Consider the following 13,620-nt stretch of genomic DNA (forward strand, 5'->3'; position numbering starts at 1 on the left):
GCCGCTCCAGTGCATCGCCCGTCACGCTTCTTCCGGTGCGTCGGCCAGCTGGATTTCGATACCACCGAAGCGCGACGCGACCCAGTTGTAGGCGTGGCACGCGATCCACAACAGGACGAAGCCGAGGATCGCGTTCAACAGCAGCGCGCTGAACACGGTGCTCAGCTCCACCGAGCCATAGCGCACGAACGCGACCACCACGCCGAGCAGCACGATCGGCACCGAGAATGTCAGATACACGAGGATCAGCGCTTTGGCCGTCTGTCCTGGTGCGATGAACGAGATCTGTTTTTTCATGTAAGTCAAACCCCAGTGTGTCTTAGTAGTGGTAGTGGGTGGAGTGCGGATCAGGTGCTGATGTAGTGCCGATGTCGTGCGATCGATGCGTCGCCTGGAACGTCAGATGAGACCGTCGAACAGCATGATCGACACGCGATCGCCGACGTCGATTTCGCCCTCGTCGTGGCCGAGCACGATGAAGCAGTTCGCTTCGCTCATCGAGCTCAGCACGCCGGAGCTTTGCGAACCGGTCGGGCTCACGTGCCAGTGCCCGTGCGCGTCCTGTTCGGCGATGCCGCGCTGGAATTCGGTGCGGCCCGCGCGCTTGTCCACCGCCACGCGGCTCGTCGCGTGAATCACCGGCAACGGCCGCGGCGTCGCGCCGGCCATCAGCAGCAGCGCTTCGCGCACGATCTGATAGAACGTCACCATCACGGCGACCGGATTGCCGGGCAGGCCGAAGAATAGCGCAGGTTTGCCGAGCCCCGGCTGTGCACCGGACCACAGGCGGCCGAACGCGAGCGGCCGGCCGGGGCGCATCGCGAGACTCCAGAAGGCGACGTCGCCGAAAGTCTGCAGCAGTTGCTTCGTGAAGTCCGCTTCGCCGACCGACACGCCGCCCGAAGTCAGCACCACGTCGGCATTGGCCGCGGCGCTGTGCAGCGCGGCTTCGAGCGCGGCCGGCTCGTCACGCACGACGCCGAGATCGAGCGCGTCGACGTTCAGGCGCCGCAGCATCGCAAACAGCGTGTAGCGGTTGCTGTCGTAGACCGAGCCGGCGTCGAGCGGTTCGCCGAGCGAGCGCAGTTCGTCGCCGGTCGAAAAGAACGCAACCCGCAGACGCCGCCGCACGCTGACTTCGCCGATGCCAAGCGACGCGAGCAGACCGAGGTCCGACGCGCGCACGATGCGCCCGGCATGCAGCGCGACGTGGCCACGCGCGAGATCTTCGCCGGCGCGACGGCGGTTCGCGCCCGCCGGGAGCGCGCTGGCCGCGAAGCGGATCGAAGGGGAATCCGCGCTATCGCGCTCGACCCGCTCTTGCGGCACGACGGTGTCGCAGCCGGAGGGCATGCAGGCGCCCGTCATCACGCGCACGCACTGGTTCGCCGCGACGCGGCCCGTGAACGGATGGCCCGCGAGCGCCTTGCCGGCGACCGTCAGCTCGACGCTGTCCGCGCCGCCTCGCGTAGCGGCCGCGAGCGCCGCGTGATTGAACGCGTAGCCGTCCATCGCGGAGTTGTCGTGCGCGGGCACGTCGATCGGCGACACGATGTCGGCGGCGAGCACGCGCTCGAGCGCGTCGCGCAATGCCACGCGCTCGACGGCCGCCACGGGCGTCGCCCACTGCCGGACGATCGCCTGAGCGGCCGGGACGGGTAGCGCATGAGGATCGTACTGCGCGACGCAGCGTGAAAAGTCGTTGAGCGTGGTCATGAATGGCTGGGCGTCGCGACCGGAGACGGGCGCGGCTATTGCCGTGCGGCCGGAGCGGATGTCAGCCGGGGCCTCGATTACGTTCGAGGTCGGCGAGTTCTTGTAACGAGTTGGCATTGTAGAACGCGCGCTCGTCGGCAAAGACGACTTCGACCGTCTTGTGGCGCGCGTACCACGCGCGGACCTTGCGTTCCCCGGCGGCCAGAAACGCGGCCAGGTCGTCCGCGACGGCGGTGCGCATCAGCGCGAACACCGGGTGCAGCGTAGTCTCGCCACGGATGTCGATGGTGGTGACGGTCACGATATCGGCGTGGTTTGCGTCAAGCGCATCAGCGAGGCGCGCGGCGAGGTCGGCCGGCAGCCATGGCGAATCGCAGGGCACGCTCAGCAGGTAGGCCGTGCCGGCGGCACGCAGTCCGGCGAGCATGCCGGCGAGCGGGCCGGGAAAGTCGGGGAGCGTATCAGCGACGACCGTCGCGCGATACGGCGCGCCGAGCGCGGCATAGATGTCGGGATGGCGGTTCGCGCTGATCATCAGCGGGCCGGTCTGCGGCGCGAGACGTCGGAGCACGTGAGCGGCGAGCGCTTCGCCGTGCAGCGGTTGCAGCCCCTTGTCGACGCCGCCCATGCGCGTGCCGCGCCCGCCCGCAAGCACGAGGCCGGTGATCTGTTCGCGTGGGATGGACATGCGCCGGCCGCTCAGCCGCCGATGTAGGACATTTCGACGCGACGCCCGGCCGGCTCGCTCGAATCGGCCGGCTGACTGCCGCGCAGCAGCGAGTAGCGGTCACTGCGGCCCTGCCAGATTTCGGCGATGGCGGTGGCGATCTCGGCATCGCTCGCGCCGCCGCGCAACAGCGCGCGCAGGTCATGCCCGCTCGATGCGAACAGGCACAGGTACAGCTTGCCCTCGGTCGACAAACGCGCGCGCGTGCAATTGCCGCAGAACGCGCGGGTTACGCTCGAAATGACGCCGATCTCGCCGCCGCCGTCGACATAGCCCCAGCGTTGCGCGGTTTCGGCGGCGCTGTGCGCTTCGAGCGGAACGAGCGGGAAATGCTCGGCGATGCGCGTGACGACGTCGGCGGAAGGCAGCACTTCGGTCATGTTCCAGCCGTTCGAGGTGCCGACGTCCATGTACTCGATGAAGCGCAGCACCGTGCCCGTGCCTCTGAAATGACGCGCCATCGGGACGATTTCGCCGTCGTTGGTACCGCGTTTGACGACCATGTTCACTTTGATCGGCGCGAGCCCGACCGCCTGAGCGGCGGCGATGCCGTCGAGCACGTCGGCGACTGCGAAGTCGGCGTCGTTCATGCGGCGAAACAGTGCGTCGTCGAGCGCGTCGAGGCTGACGGTCACGCGCGTGAGGCCGGCGTCCTTCAGGCTGCGCGCCTTGCGCGCCAGCAGCGAGCCGTTGGTGGTCAGCGTGAGATCGAGCGGACGGCCGGCGGGGGTGGTCAAGCGGGCGAGCCGGTCGATCAGGAATTCGAGGTTCTTGCGCAGCAGCGGCTCGCCGCCCGTCAGGCGAATCTTCTCGACGCCATGCGCGACGAACAGCTGCGCGAGCCGCTCGATCTCCTCGAAGCTCAACAGCGCGCTGTGCGGCAGGAACGCATAGTCCTTGTCGAATACCGCGCGCGGCATGCAGTAGACGCAACGGAAGTTGCAGCGGTCCGTCACCGAGATGCGCAGATCGTGCAGCGGACGCGCGAGCGTATCGTGCAGCGCGCCGCTAGGCGTCTGCTCTGGGCCGGTGATGACCGGCGCCGCGCTGAGATCGGCAACAGGGATGATGCGTCGTGACATGAAGTGCTTCGTCAGAGGCTTTATCGGACGGCGGATGATTAATTCTATCGGAAATGCCCGTGGTGTCAGGCGGCCGGCGCGCGTTGTGGGGGTTTACGGGGAGCGACGTGACGCGGCTCGCGGCCAGGATGGGTCGGCGCCCAAAAAAAAGCCCGCCGGGAAGGGCGGGCTTTTTCAAGTACAACGACGCGGCTTACTGCGGATGCTTGATCGTTTCGACCTGTTGCATCGGCGTGTTGTCGACCGGCGGCAGCGCCTTGCGCTCACGGACCACACGCGGCGGCTTGACCGTCTGCGCCGCCGCTTCTTGCGCGGCACGCAGTTTGTCGGCGTCGGTGTTCACCCAGATCAGGCCAGCTTGCTCGAGGATCGGCTGCAATGCATCGGCCGATGCGGCGGCGGGCGCTGCGCTGCGCACGGGAGCCGGCTGCGCGGCCACGGCGACAGGCGCCGGTTCGGACACGGCGGGTTCCGGTGCGACGACCGGTTGCGGCTCGACGATCTCGGCCTGCGGTGCCGGCACGGCTGCCGGTGCCTCGACGATCGTGGCCGGAGCCGCGGTGTCGAGCGCAGCCGGGGCGGCTTGCGGTTCGGTCGGGACGGTCGGCTGCACTTCCAGCGCCGGCTCGACTGCCGGCGATTCGGCATGCGCGGCAGGTTCGACCGGAGCAACCGGCGCGACCGGTTCGCTCGCAGCCGGCGCGGCTTGCTCTGCTTGCGCCGGCGTTTCGATAGCCGGTTGCGCCGCCACCGGAGCTTGCTCGACTGGCACGACCTTTTCGGTCTTCGCGGCATTTTCCGCGGCGAGAGCCGGCGTTTCGGCTGCCGCATGCAGTTCGGTCACGACGGCGCTTTGCGTTGCGACAGCGGCGACCACCACTTCGACCGGGGTCACGTCCTTCGCTTCGCTGGCCGCACGCGTGTGCTCGACAGGCTGCTCGATACGCACCGGCGCTTCGTCGCTGGCGGCAACGTTGTCACCTTCCGCTTCCGCGACGTCCGCCGCGAGGTTGCCATTCACGTCCTCTTCACGCTCGCGACGACCACCACGACGGCCGCGACGGCGACGACGACGCTCTTCACCGTCCCGTGCGACCGCTTCCTGATCGACCGGCACGCCGTTTTCACCGGCTGCGGCGCGGTTGCGGGCGAGTTCGTCGGCGGCTTGCGTGTCGGTTTGCGTCAGCGCCGCGGCGGCTTCCGCCTGCGGCTTGCGACGCTCGCCACGCTCGACGCGTTCAGCGCGTTCGCCACGCTCGCGGCGCTCACCGCGTTCCTGACGTTCGGCGCGTGCCGTGCCTTCGACTGCTTCCGCGCGCTCGGCGCCGCGGGTGTCGCGTTCGCGAGCTTCACGCGGCTCGCGAGCCTCACGCGGTTCGCGGCCTTCACGAGCCTCACGCGGTTCGCGTTGCTCACGCGGCGCGCGCGGCTCACGGCCCTCGCGTGCCTCGCGGCCTTCGCGTTCCTCGCGACGCTGCGACGGCTGCTGAGCTTGCGCCTGACGGCCGCCGGTGACGCCTTCGCCACGCGCTGCCGCGTCGCGGCCGCCTGCGCCGCCACGGCGATTGCGGTTGCGATCGCCGCCGCGCTCGCCGTTGCGCTCACCGCGCTCGGCGCGTTCGCCGCGTTGCGGACGGGCCTGCTTGTCGGTCGTGGCCGGTGCGGCAGGTGCCGGAGCGGCCGGCTGCATGCCGAACAGATTCTTCAGCCAGCCGATGAAGCCGCCGCTGGCCGGCGTCACCGCGACCGGAGCGGGGGTAGCCGCCGGGCGGACCGGCGCGCTCGGAGCCGGCTTCTCGGGCGTGATGCCCTTGACCGCCGCTTCCTGCTTCGGCTTCACTTCCTCGGTGCGCTTGCTGTAGCCGGTTTCCGATTCGAGCTCGCGGGCCGCTTCTTCGGCCATCTTCCACGATGCGCGCGGATCGTCGAGGCGCGCGTCGTCGTGACGCAGACGCTCGAGCTTGTAGTGCGGCGTATCGAGGTGCTTGTTGGGGATCAGCACGACGTTGACCTTGAAACGCGACTCGATCTTGTTGATTTCGGCGCGCTTCTCGTTCAACAGGAAGGCGGTCACTTCGACCGGCACCTGGCAGTGGATCGCCGCGGTGTTTTCCTTCATCGCTTCTTCCTGAATGATCCGCAGCACTTGCAGCGCGGACGATTCGGTATCGCGGATGTGACCCGTGCCGTTACAACGCGGACACGTGACGTGACTGCCTTCCGACAGCGCCGGACGCAGACGCTGGCGCGACAACTCCATCAGGCCGAAGCGCGAAATCTTGCCCATCTGGACGCGGGCGCGGTCGTGCTTCAGCGCGTCTTTAAGACGCTGCTCGACTTCGCGCTGGCTCTTGGCCGATTCCATGTCGATGAAGTCGATCACGATCAGCCCGCCCAGGTCGCGCAGACGCAGCTGGCGGGCGACTTCGTCGGCGGCTTCGAGGTTCGTGCGCGCGGCCGTTTCCTCGATGTCGGCGCCCTTGGTGGCGCGCGCCGAGTTCACGTCGATCGCGACGAGCGCTTCAGTGTGGTCGATCACGATCGCGCCGCCCGACGGCAGCGGCACGGTGCGCGAGTACGCGGTTTCGATCTGGTGCTCGATCTGGAAACGCGAGAACAGCGGCACGTCGTCGTGATACCGCTTCACCTTGCTGACATTATCCGGCATCACGATGTCCATGAAGGCGCGTGCCTGGTCATGGATTTCGGTCGTGTCGATCAGGATTTCGCCGATATCGGGCTGGAAGTAGTCGCGAATCGCGCGGATCACGAGGCTCGATTCGAGATAGATCAGCATCGGCTGGCCGGCCGTGCCGCTTTGCGACGCGGCTTCGATCGCGCGCCATAGCTGCATCAGGTAGTTCAGGTCCCATTGCAGCTCTTCGGCGCTGCGGCCGATGCCGGCCGTGCGCGCGATGATGCTCATGCCTTCCGGCAGTTGCAGCTGCGCCATGGTTTCGCGCAGTTCCTGACGGTCGTCGCCTTCAATCCGGCGCGACACGCCGCCGCCACGCGGGTTATTCGGCATCAGGACCAGATAGCGGCCGGCGAGCGAGATGAACGTGGTCAGGGCCGCGCCCTTGTTGCCGCGTTCTTCTTTTTCGACCTGGACGATCAGTTCCTGACCTTCCTTCAGCGCGTCCTGGATGCGTGCAGAACGCATGTCGACGCCATCGCGGAAGTACTGCCGGGCGACTTCCTTGAACGGCAGGAAGCCGTGGCGGTCTTCGCCGTAGTTGACGAAGCAGGCCTCGAGCGACGGCTCGATGCGCGTGATGATGCCCTTGTAAATATTGCCTTTGCGCTGTTCGCGCCCGGCGGTTTCGATGTCAATGTCGATGAGTTTTTGCCCATCGACGATGGCGACGCGCAGTTCTTCCTGCTGCGTCGCGTTGAACAACATTCGTTTCATTGAACGGCTCCAGAGCGGCCTCGCCGGCCCAGCTGCGCGATTGTCAGTCGCGAGAGCGTAAAGGGCAGGCGTGCCGCGTCTTATTGTGTTTTCACAAGCACGCTGGAGCGGGAAAGATGGCGGGAGAATTGCCTGACAGGGCCCGGCCCGATGGAAAGATGGGCACGGTGCCGCAGGGCACATGCGAACACGGCTTCAAATCATGGCCTGACACGCCGCGTTTAGCCAGCAGACCTTCATAAGTCTTCGTCCTGTGAAGCGGGCGCGCCAACTGGGCGCGCGAGCGAAGGGCCGAAGTCCGCGGTCATGCCGCAACGGGAAGTTCGCGCAGGCGGCGCGTCTTTTCCTGCTGGGGGTGTCTCGCCTTTCTTTTGACGTCGCCATGTCTTGTACTTTCTACAAGACGACTCGGGCGCACGCCGTATTTTCGCGACTTGCAGCTTCGTCCAGCAGGGCGTCATACCACCCGGATCACGAAGCTGGAAGCTAAATTCTTTTTTACCAAAATTCCGTTACCGTCGAAGCCGACCTTGACCGAACGCGCCTGCGGGCGCCGTCCCTGCCGGGTGCTGACTTCGTGCGTGCAACTTGTTGCATCTCATTTTCAGGGTGAGCAACCAGACCCCGGCGCAAGTAAAATAACGGTTTATCGCTTGCGCTCGCGCAATCCACCCGCATTCCGGACGCTGTGCGGACACCGCGCCGGCCGTCGCGGACTGCTGGGCAAATTATATTCAGAATGAAAGAGTTAGGCAAAACATCCCAGAGATCGGTTGCAGGCGCGCTCGAAGGCTCGGTTTCGGGCGACCAGGTTTCGCTGATCGCAATCGACGACCGATCGGCTGGTCAGCGCATCGATAATTTCCTGCTGCGCGTCTGCAAGGGCGTGCCGAAAAGCCATATTTACCGCATCCTGCGCAGCGGCGAAGTGCGCGTGAACAAGGGCCGGATCGATGCGCAATACCGGCTCGAACTGGGCGATCTCGTGCGCGTACCGCCGATCCGCGTCGCCCAGCCGGATCAGGCCGCAGCCCACGTGCCCGTGCCCGCGGCGGGCTTTCACATTCTGTACGAAGACGAGCATTTGCTGGTGATCGACAAGCCAGCCGGCGTCGCGGTCCACGGCGGCAGCGGAGTCGCGTTCGGCGTGATCGAGCAGATGCGCGCGGCGCGGCCCCAGGCGAAATTCCTCGAACTCGTGCACCGGCTGGATCGCGAGACTTCGGGCATCCTGATGCTCGCGAAGAAGCGCGCGGCGCTCGTCAATCTGCACGAGCAGATCCGCGACAACCAGATGGACAAGCGCTATTACGCGTGCGTGCACGGCGAATGGGCAAGCGACTGGGGGCGCCGTCGCACAGTGAAGGAGCCGCTGCACAAATACCTGACCGCCGACGGCGAGCGCCGCGTGCGCGTGCAGGCCGATGGCCTCGCTTCGCACACGATCTTCAATCTGGTCGACATCTGGCCCGAATACGCGCTGTTGGAGGCGGAACTGAAGACTGGGCGCACGCACCAGATTCGCGTGCATTTGCAGCATCTGGCGCTACCAATCGTCGGCGACGCCAAATACGGTGATTTCGCGCTTAACAAGGCTCTTGCGCGCGCGAACGCGAAGCCCGGGATCAAGCGTATGTTTCTGCACGCTTACCGGCTCAAGCTCGCGCATCCGGCCACCGGCGCGCCGTTGCAACTCGAGGCGCCGCTGCCGGCCGACTGCCGCGGCTTTATAGAACAACTCAACGAACTACGCACTGGGTCCAACCCGGAGACGACCTTGCATGGCTAGAGAGCAATTTGACCTGATCGTGTTCGACTGGGATGGCACGCTGATGGATTCGACCGCGCATATCACGCGCAGCATCCAGGCGGCGTGTCGCGATCTCGGCCTGCCGGTTCCCGCCGACGAAGCCGCGAGCTATGTAATCGGCCTGGGCCTGCGCGACGCACTGCAGATCGCCGCGCCGACGCTCGATCCTGCCGACTATTCGCGGCTTTCCGAGCGTTATCGCTTTCATTTTCTGGTAAAGGACCAGACCACCGAGCTGTTCCCCGGCGTGCGCGAAATGCTTCAGGAGTTGCGCGATGTCGGCTATCTGCTCGCGGTCGCGACCGGCAAGAGCCGCGTCGGGCTCAATCGCGCGCTCGATCAGGCACGTCTGACGAGCCTGTTCGACGGCACGCGCTGCGCGGACGAAACCTTCTCGAAGCCGCATCCGGCAATGCTGCACGAGCTTACGCGCGAGTTGGGGCAGGATACGGCGCGCACGGTCATGATCGGCGATACGACGCACGACTTGCAGATGGCGCTCAACGCCGGCGTGGCGGGCATCGGCGTGACTTACGGTGCGCATCCGGCGAATTCGCTGAATGCGATGTCGCCTAAGTTCGTTGCGTCGAGCATCAGCGATTTGTCCAGCTGGCTGCGGGAGAACGCATGAGCGCCGACGGCTTGAATGCCACGGCGGCCGCGGCTGCGCAGGCAGTGCGCATTTGCGCGGCCGAGGAGCTGGTCGACGGTGGCGAAGGCGTCCGGCGCGACGCGCGGCTCTGCGGGCAGGATGCCGTGGTGTTTTTCGTCCGCTATGATGGCTGCGCGTACGGCTATCTGAACCGCTGCGCTCACGTGCCGATGGAACTCGACTGGCAGGAAGGGCAGTTCTTCGAATCGTCCGGCTTATACTTGATGTGCGCGACACATGGCGCGATTTACGCGCCGGATACCGGCAAATGCGTCGGTGGGCCGTGTCGCGGGGGCAGATTGCGGGCCGTGCAGGTCGAGGAACGCGATACGCCTGAGGGTCGTGCGGTATTCTGGTTGCCTGACGGCGAATTGCTGCCGGTCACGCGCTGATTTCCTCTCCAATTTTTCCACTGTCCGCATGTCCGACAATTTGACCCCCGGAAAGGACCCCTCCTCGGGAGGCCGCTCCGGTGCAGCCGCCGACCAGCCCGGCTGGGAGCGTGCCGCGCTCGAGCGCATCGCGCTCGCTGCGATCAATGAGCAACGCGCCGCGCGGCGCTGGCGGATTTTTTTCCGTTTCCTGTTCCTCGGAGTGCTTGCACTAGTAGTGTGGGGCGCGCTGAGTTTTTCGGGTGGGCGGGTCGCCACGACTGGCCGACATACGGCGATGGTGTCGCTTGACGGCGAGATCTCGACGGATACGAACGCGAACGCACAAGATGTCAACACTGCCCTCGATTCCGCATTCGAAGATTCAAATACCGCCGGCGTGATTCTCTATTGCAATAGCCCGGGCGGCAGTCCGGTCCAGGCAGGCATTATCAACAGCGAAGTTCGGCGATTGCGCGGGAAATATCCGTCTATTCCGCTGTATGTCGTAGTTGGCGATATGTGCGCATCAGGCGGCTACTACGCGGCCGCCGCGGCGGAGAAGATCTATGTAGACAGGGCGAGCATCGTCGGTTCGATCGGCGTGCTGATGGACAGCTTCGGTTTCACAGGTCTGATGGACAAGCTGGGGATTCAGCGCCGGCTGCACACCTCGGGTGAGAACAAGGGTTTTTTCGATCCGTTCTCGCCTGAAACGCCGAAGATGGACGAACATGCACAGCTTATGCTCGATCAAATCCACTCACAGTTCATCGATGCAGTGCGTCAGGGGCGCGGCAAGCGTCTGCATGAGACACCGGACATGTTCTCGGGTCTGTTCTGGACGGGGCAGAAGAGCGTCGAATTGGGCCTCGCGGACGGTTTTGGGGATGCGGATTACGTCGCGCGAGAGATCTTCAAAGCGCCGGATATCGTCGATTACACGGTAAAAGAGAGCATTACGGACCGCGTTGCGCGCAAATTCGGCGCTGCGGTCGGCGCCGGCGCGGTTCGGGCGATGGTGCTCGGCGCAAAAATGAATCTGCGTTGAACGCGCAGTAATAAAAGAAGCCCGCGCGGTCGGCTTTGGCCGATTGCGCGGGCTTTGTCTTTGCGGGCACGTTTCGGGGCGGCCTGGTGTTCGCTGTCTGCCCGGTACTCGCGCTCAGGCCGCCAGAATCAGAAAAATCGCCGGCCGCTTATGCAGGTCGATCTCAGGCTTCTTTTTCCAGTCCGCAACGCTCCGGCTTGCGATGACTTCGCTCGGTAGCGTCAGATCGACCGCCACACAGACGAGCGTCGACGGCGCGCAGGTCGCGAGCAACGTATCGAGCAACGCGCGATTCCGGTACGGCGTTTCGATGAAGATCTGCGTTTGCTTGCTCTTGCGCGACTGTTGCTCGAGATCGCGCAGACGTTTGGCGCGTTCGGCGGCGTCGACGGGCAGGTAGCCGTGAAACGCGAAAGTCTGGCCGTTCAGCCCCGACGCCATAAGCGCGAGCAGAATCGAACTCGGTCCGACCAGCGGCACGACTTTCACGCCGCGCTCGTGCGCGCGTCGCACGAGTAGTGCGCCCGGGTCCGCGACTGCCGGACAGCCAGCCTCGGAGACGAGGCCTGCGTCGGTGCCCGAGAGCAGCGGCGCGAGCAGCTTGTCAATTTCCCCGCCCGGCGTATTGACGTTCAGTTCGCGAATCTCGATCTCCTGAATGGGCCGTTTGGTGCCGACTTTTTTCAGGAACGCGCGCGTGGTTTTCGCGTTTTCGCCAATGTAATAGTGCAGCGACGCCGCACGGGCGCGCACGGGCGCGGGCAGCACCAGCTCGAGTGCGCTTGCGTCGCCTTCGCCGAGTGTGTTCGGAATCAGATAGAGCGTACCGGTCATCATGCCCCCAGAAGCGGATAGTCGGCCGCGAGCAGCATGTGCGACAACGCGATGAGCGGCAGGCCGACGAGCGCGGTCGGGTCGTCGGAATGGATCGCCTCCAGCAGCGCGATGCCGAGTCCTTCGGATTTGGCGCTGCCGGCCACGTCGTACGGCGTTTCGGCGCGCAGATAGGCGTCGAGGGCCGCGTCCGGCAGGTTGCGAAAGCGCACGCGGGTAATCACATCGACGGTCTGCGCGCTGTCCGTCGCGCTGTCGAACAGACACAGTGCGCTATGGAACAGCACCTCGCGACCACGCATCGCCTGCAACTGCGCGAGCGCCCTGTCGTGCGTGCCGGGTTTGCCGATCTGCAGGCCGTCATAGGTGGCGACCTGGTCGGAGCCGATCACGAGCGCGCGTTCGGCGGCGGCGAGGCCTTTGGCGACCGCGCGCGCTTTGGCTTCGGCGAGGCGCAGCGCAGTGGTATCGGGTGTTTCACCGGCGAGTGGGGTTTCGTCGATCGCGGGCACGACGATGTCGAACGGCACGCGCAGGCGTTCGAGCAACTCGCGGCGATACTGCGAACTCGACGCCAGAATCAGGCGTGGCGGGCGTTTGGAGGAATCAGACATGGTTTGCGGGCAACGGAAGAGGCGGGTCGTACGGGGTCGCGCGAGGCTAGTGTGCGTACGGGCTTAAGTGTTTGACTCGAAAAGACAAAACGGATATGATTTTGGGCTTTTCACGGTATGCTTGCGCCTGAAGGGTCTCGGCGCGTTCAGCGGCTTTCGGCAGCCGGAAGGTCGAAGAAAGCTCGGCAGGTTGAACGCAATGGCCACTGACCCCCCCTGGCTGCCTCGCACACCGGATTATCTTCGCGGCGGATCTGATCGTCCTTCGCGAATCACCCCGGCAACTTGCTTGCCGACGCAGGAGCGCACATGACTCAACATCCTGGCAAACCTGCAGGTCCGTCCGACCCGCATGAACTCGATCTGTTCGAATTTGCGCGAAGTGGGCGTCAGGCTGCGGGTGTCGTGCGCGTCTCGCAACTGCCGCGCATGTTAAACGAAGTCCCGGCGGAAGCGCCAGATCGCGACACCGCGTTCACATGGCAGGCCGAAGGGACGACGCAACCGGAATTGCAGGACGACGGCACCGAAGGTCTCCAGCCTTATCTGCGGCTGGCGATTCATGGTGCCGCGTGGCTCGAATGCCAGCGGTGCTTGACGCCGTATTCGCAGGCGTTCAACGTCGATGCAACTTACCGGATCGTCAGTACGGAGGCGGAAGCCGAAGAGTTTCCGCTCGACGAGGATGAAGTCGAGGTGATCGTGGGCTCGCGCCAGTTCGATCTCATCGACTTGATCGAAGAAGAGTTGCTGCTTTCCTTGCCGCTCGTGCCGAAACACGAGATCTGTCCTGAAGTGCACGAGAGCCTTGTCTCGGGTGCGGACGGCAGCGAAGGGGAGGGTGACGAAGCCGCGCAGCACGAAGCTGGCGATGTCGGCGAGCCGGATCAATCCAGCGAGCGGCGCAATCCGTTTGCGGCGCTCGAGAGTCTGAAGCGCGACGAACCGGGCGGCAAGAAGCACTGAATAGTTGCAGGGGGCGCGATGCTGGCGCATTGGCCATTCGGCCAGTGGTTAAGTCCGTATCGGGCTGTGTTAGAATTCGGAAAATTTTTTGGAGTTTTAGTCATGGCAGTTCAACAAAACAAGAAGTCGCCGTCGAAGCGCGGCATGCACCGTTCGCACGATTTCCTGACGGCAGCGCCGCTGGCCGTTGAGCCGAGCACGGGCGAAGTGCATCTGCGTCACCACATTAGCCCGAACGGCTACTATCGCGGCAAGAAAGTTGTCAAGACGAAGAACGACTAATCGTCGACTGCGATGCGCCCTGTGGCGTTTCGCGTAGCGATCGGCTCGCTTGACATTTTCCCGGTTCGGCAAAAAGGCGGCATTCAACTGCCGCTTTTTTGTG

The 13,620-nt window shown here is 64.9% G+C and carries 13 protein-coding genes; 6 read left to right on the forward strand and 7 right to left on the reverse strand.

All coding sequences use genetic code 11. The features are described from left to right. Positions 1–21: 21 nt before the first annotated feature. The 5 genes from AB3X96_RS16660 to AB3X96_RS16680 all read right to left on the reverse strand — a co-directional run bounded on the left by AB3X96_RS16660 (position 22) and on the right by AB3X96_RS16680 (position 6,937). Positions 22–297: a hypothetical protein gene (locus tag AB3X96_RS16660; protein WP_368590549.1), complete on the reverse strand. Its 276-nt coding sequence runs from the start codon at positions 295–297 to the stop codon at positions 22–24. Positions 298–399: 102 nt separating this feature from the next. Continuing rightward, the gene (glp, locus tag AB3X96_RS16665; RefSeq protein ID WP_368590550.1) at positions 400–1,716 is read right to left on the reverse strand and encodes a gephyrin-like molybdotransferase Glp; all 1,317 of its coding nucleotides are present in this window, start codon (positions 1,714–1,716) and stop codon (positions 400–402) included. A gap of 61 nt (positions 1,717–1,777) precedes the next feature. Then, positions 1,778–2,404 (reverse strand): molybdenum cofactor guanylyltransferase MobA, encoded by a 627-nt coding sequence (gene mobA, locus AB3X96_RS16670; RefSeq protein WP_368590551.1) that lies wholly within the window; start codon positions 2,402–2,404, stop codon positions 1,778–1,780. 11 nt (positions 2,405–2,415) lie between these two features. Then, a complete protein-coding gene (moaA, locus tag AB3X96_RS16675) occupies positions 2,416–3,525 on the reverse strand; it encodes a GTP 3',8-cyclase MoaA (protein ID WP_368590552.1) in 1,110 nt (369 codons plus the stop codon). Between the two features lie 193 nt (positions 3,526–3,718). Continuing rightward, positions 3,719–6,937: a ribonuclease E/G gene (locus tag AB3X96_RS16680; protein WP_368590553.1), complete on the reverse strand. Its 3,219-nt coding sequence runs from the start codon at positions 6,935–6,937 to the stop codon at positions 3,719–3,721. A gap of 739 nt (positions 6,938–7,676) precedes the next feature. On the opposite strand from AB3X96_RS16680, the gene AB3X96_RS16685 reads away from it, so the two are divergent. From AB3X96_RS16685 to AB3X96_RS16700, 4 genes are read left to right on the forward strand one after another with little or no spacing between them, the layout of a single operon-like run. Beyond that, positions 7,677–8,726, forward strand: coding sequence for an RluA family pseudouridine synthase (locus AB3X96_RS16685; protein ID WP_368590554.1), 1,050 nt, complete (start codon positions 7,677–7,679; stop codon positions 8,724–8,726). Then, positions 8,719–9,378: an HAD-IA family hydrolase gene (locus AB3X96_RS16690; RefSeq protein ID WP_176105449.1), complete on the forward strand. Its 660-nt coding sequence runs from the start codon at positions 8,719–8,721 to the stop codon at positions 9,376–9,378. Before AB3X96_RS16685 ends, AB3X96_RS16690 begins: the two co-directional genes overlap by 8 nt. Further along, the gene (locus AB3X96_RS16695) at positions 9,375–9,791 is read left to right on the forward strand and encodes a Rieske (2Fe-2S) protein (protein WP_368590555.1); all 417 of its coding nucleotides are present in this window, start codon (positions 9,375–9,377) and stop codon (positions 9,789–9,791) included. Before AB3X96_RS16690 ends, AB3X96_RS16695 begins: the two co-directional genes overlap by 4 nt. A 28-nt stretch (positions 9,792–9,819) precedes the next feature. After that, positions 9,820–10,821: a S49 family peptidase gene (locus AB3X96_RS16700; RefSeq protein WP_368590628.1), complete on the forward strand. Its 1,002-nt coding sequence runs from the start codon at positions 9,820–9,822 to the stop codon at positions 10,819–10,821. Positions 10,822–10,935: 114 nt separating this feature from the next. On the opposite strand, the gene AB3X96_RS16705 is transcribed toward AB3X96_RS16700, so the two are convergent. Both AB3X96_RS16705 and AB3X96_RS16710 read right to left on the reverse strand, forming a co-directional pair. Continuing rightward, positions 10,936–11,655, reverse strand: coding sequence for an SAM-dependent methyltransferase (locus AB3X96_RS16705; RefSeq protein ID WP_368590556.1), 720 nt, complete (start codon positions 11,653–11,655; stop codon positions 10,936–10,938). Further along, on the reverse strand, positions 11,655–12,269 hold the full coding sequence (locus AB3X96_RS16710; RefSeq protein ID WP_176366102.1) for a Maf-like protein: 615 nt from the start codon (positions 12,267–12,269) through the stop codon (positions 11,655–11,657). The genes AB3X96_RS16705 and AB3X96_RS16710 overlap by 1 nt, the downstream gene beginning before the upstream one ends. Positions 12,270–12,578: 309 nt before the next feature. Here AB3X96_RS16710 and AB3X96_RS16715 point away from each other — a divergent pair, with 309 nt between their 5' ends. Together AB3X96_RS16715 and rpmF are read left to right on the forward strand one after the other, a co-directional pair. Continuing rightward, entirely contained in the window at positions 12,579–13,235 is a 657-nt protein-coding gene (locus tag AB3X96_RS16715) for a DUF177 domain-containing protein (protein WP_368590557.1), read from the forward strand. Positions 13,236–13,337: 102 nt separating this feature from the next. After that, the gene (rpmF, locus tag AB3X96_RS16720) at positions 13,338–13,517 is read left to right on the forward strand and encodes a 50S ribosomal protein L32 (protein WP_006401275.1); all 180 of its coding nucleotides are present in this window, start codon (positions 13,338–13,340) and stop codon (positions 13,515–13,517) included. Positions 13,518–13,620: the final 103 nt, after the last annotated feature.

The sequence above is a fragment of the Paraburkholderia sp. BR13439 genome (assembly GCF_040948805.1).
GTDB lineage: Bacteria > Pseudomonadota > Gammaproteobacteria > Burkholderiales > Burkholderiaceae > Paraburkholderia > Paraburkholderia youngii.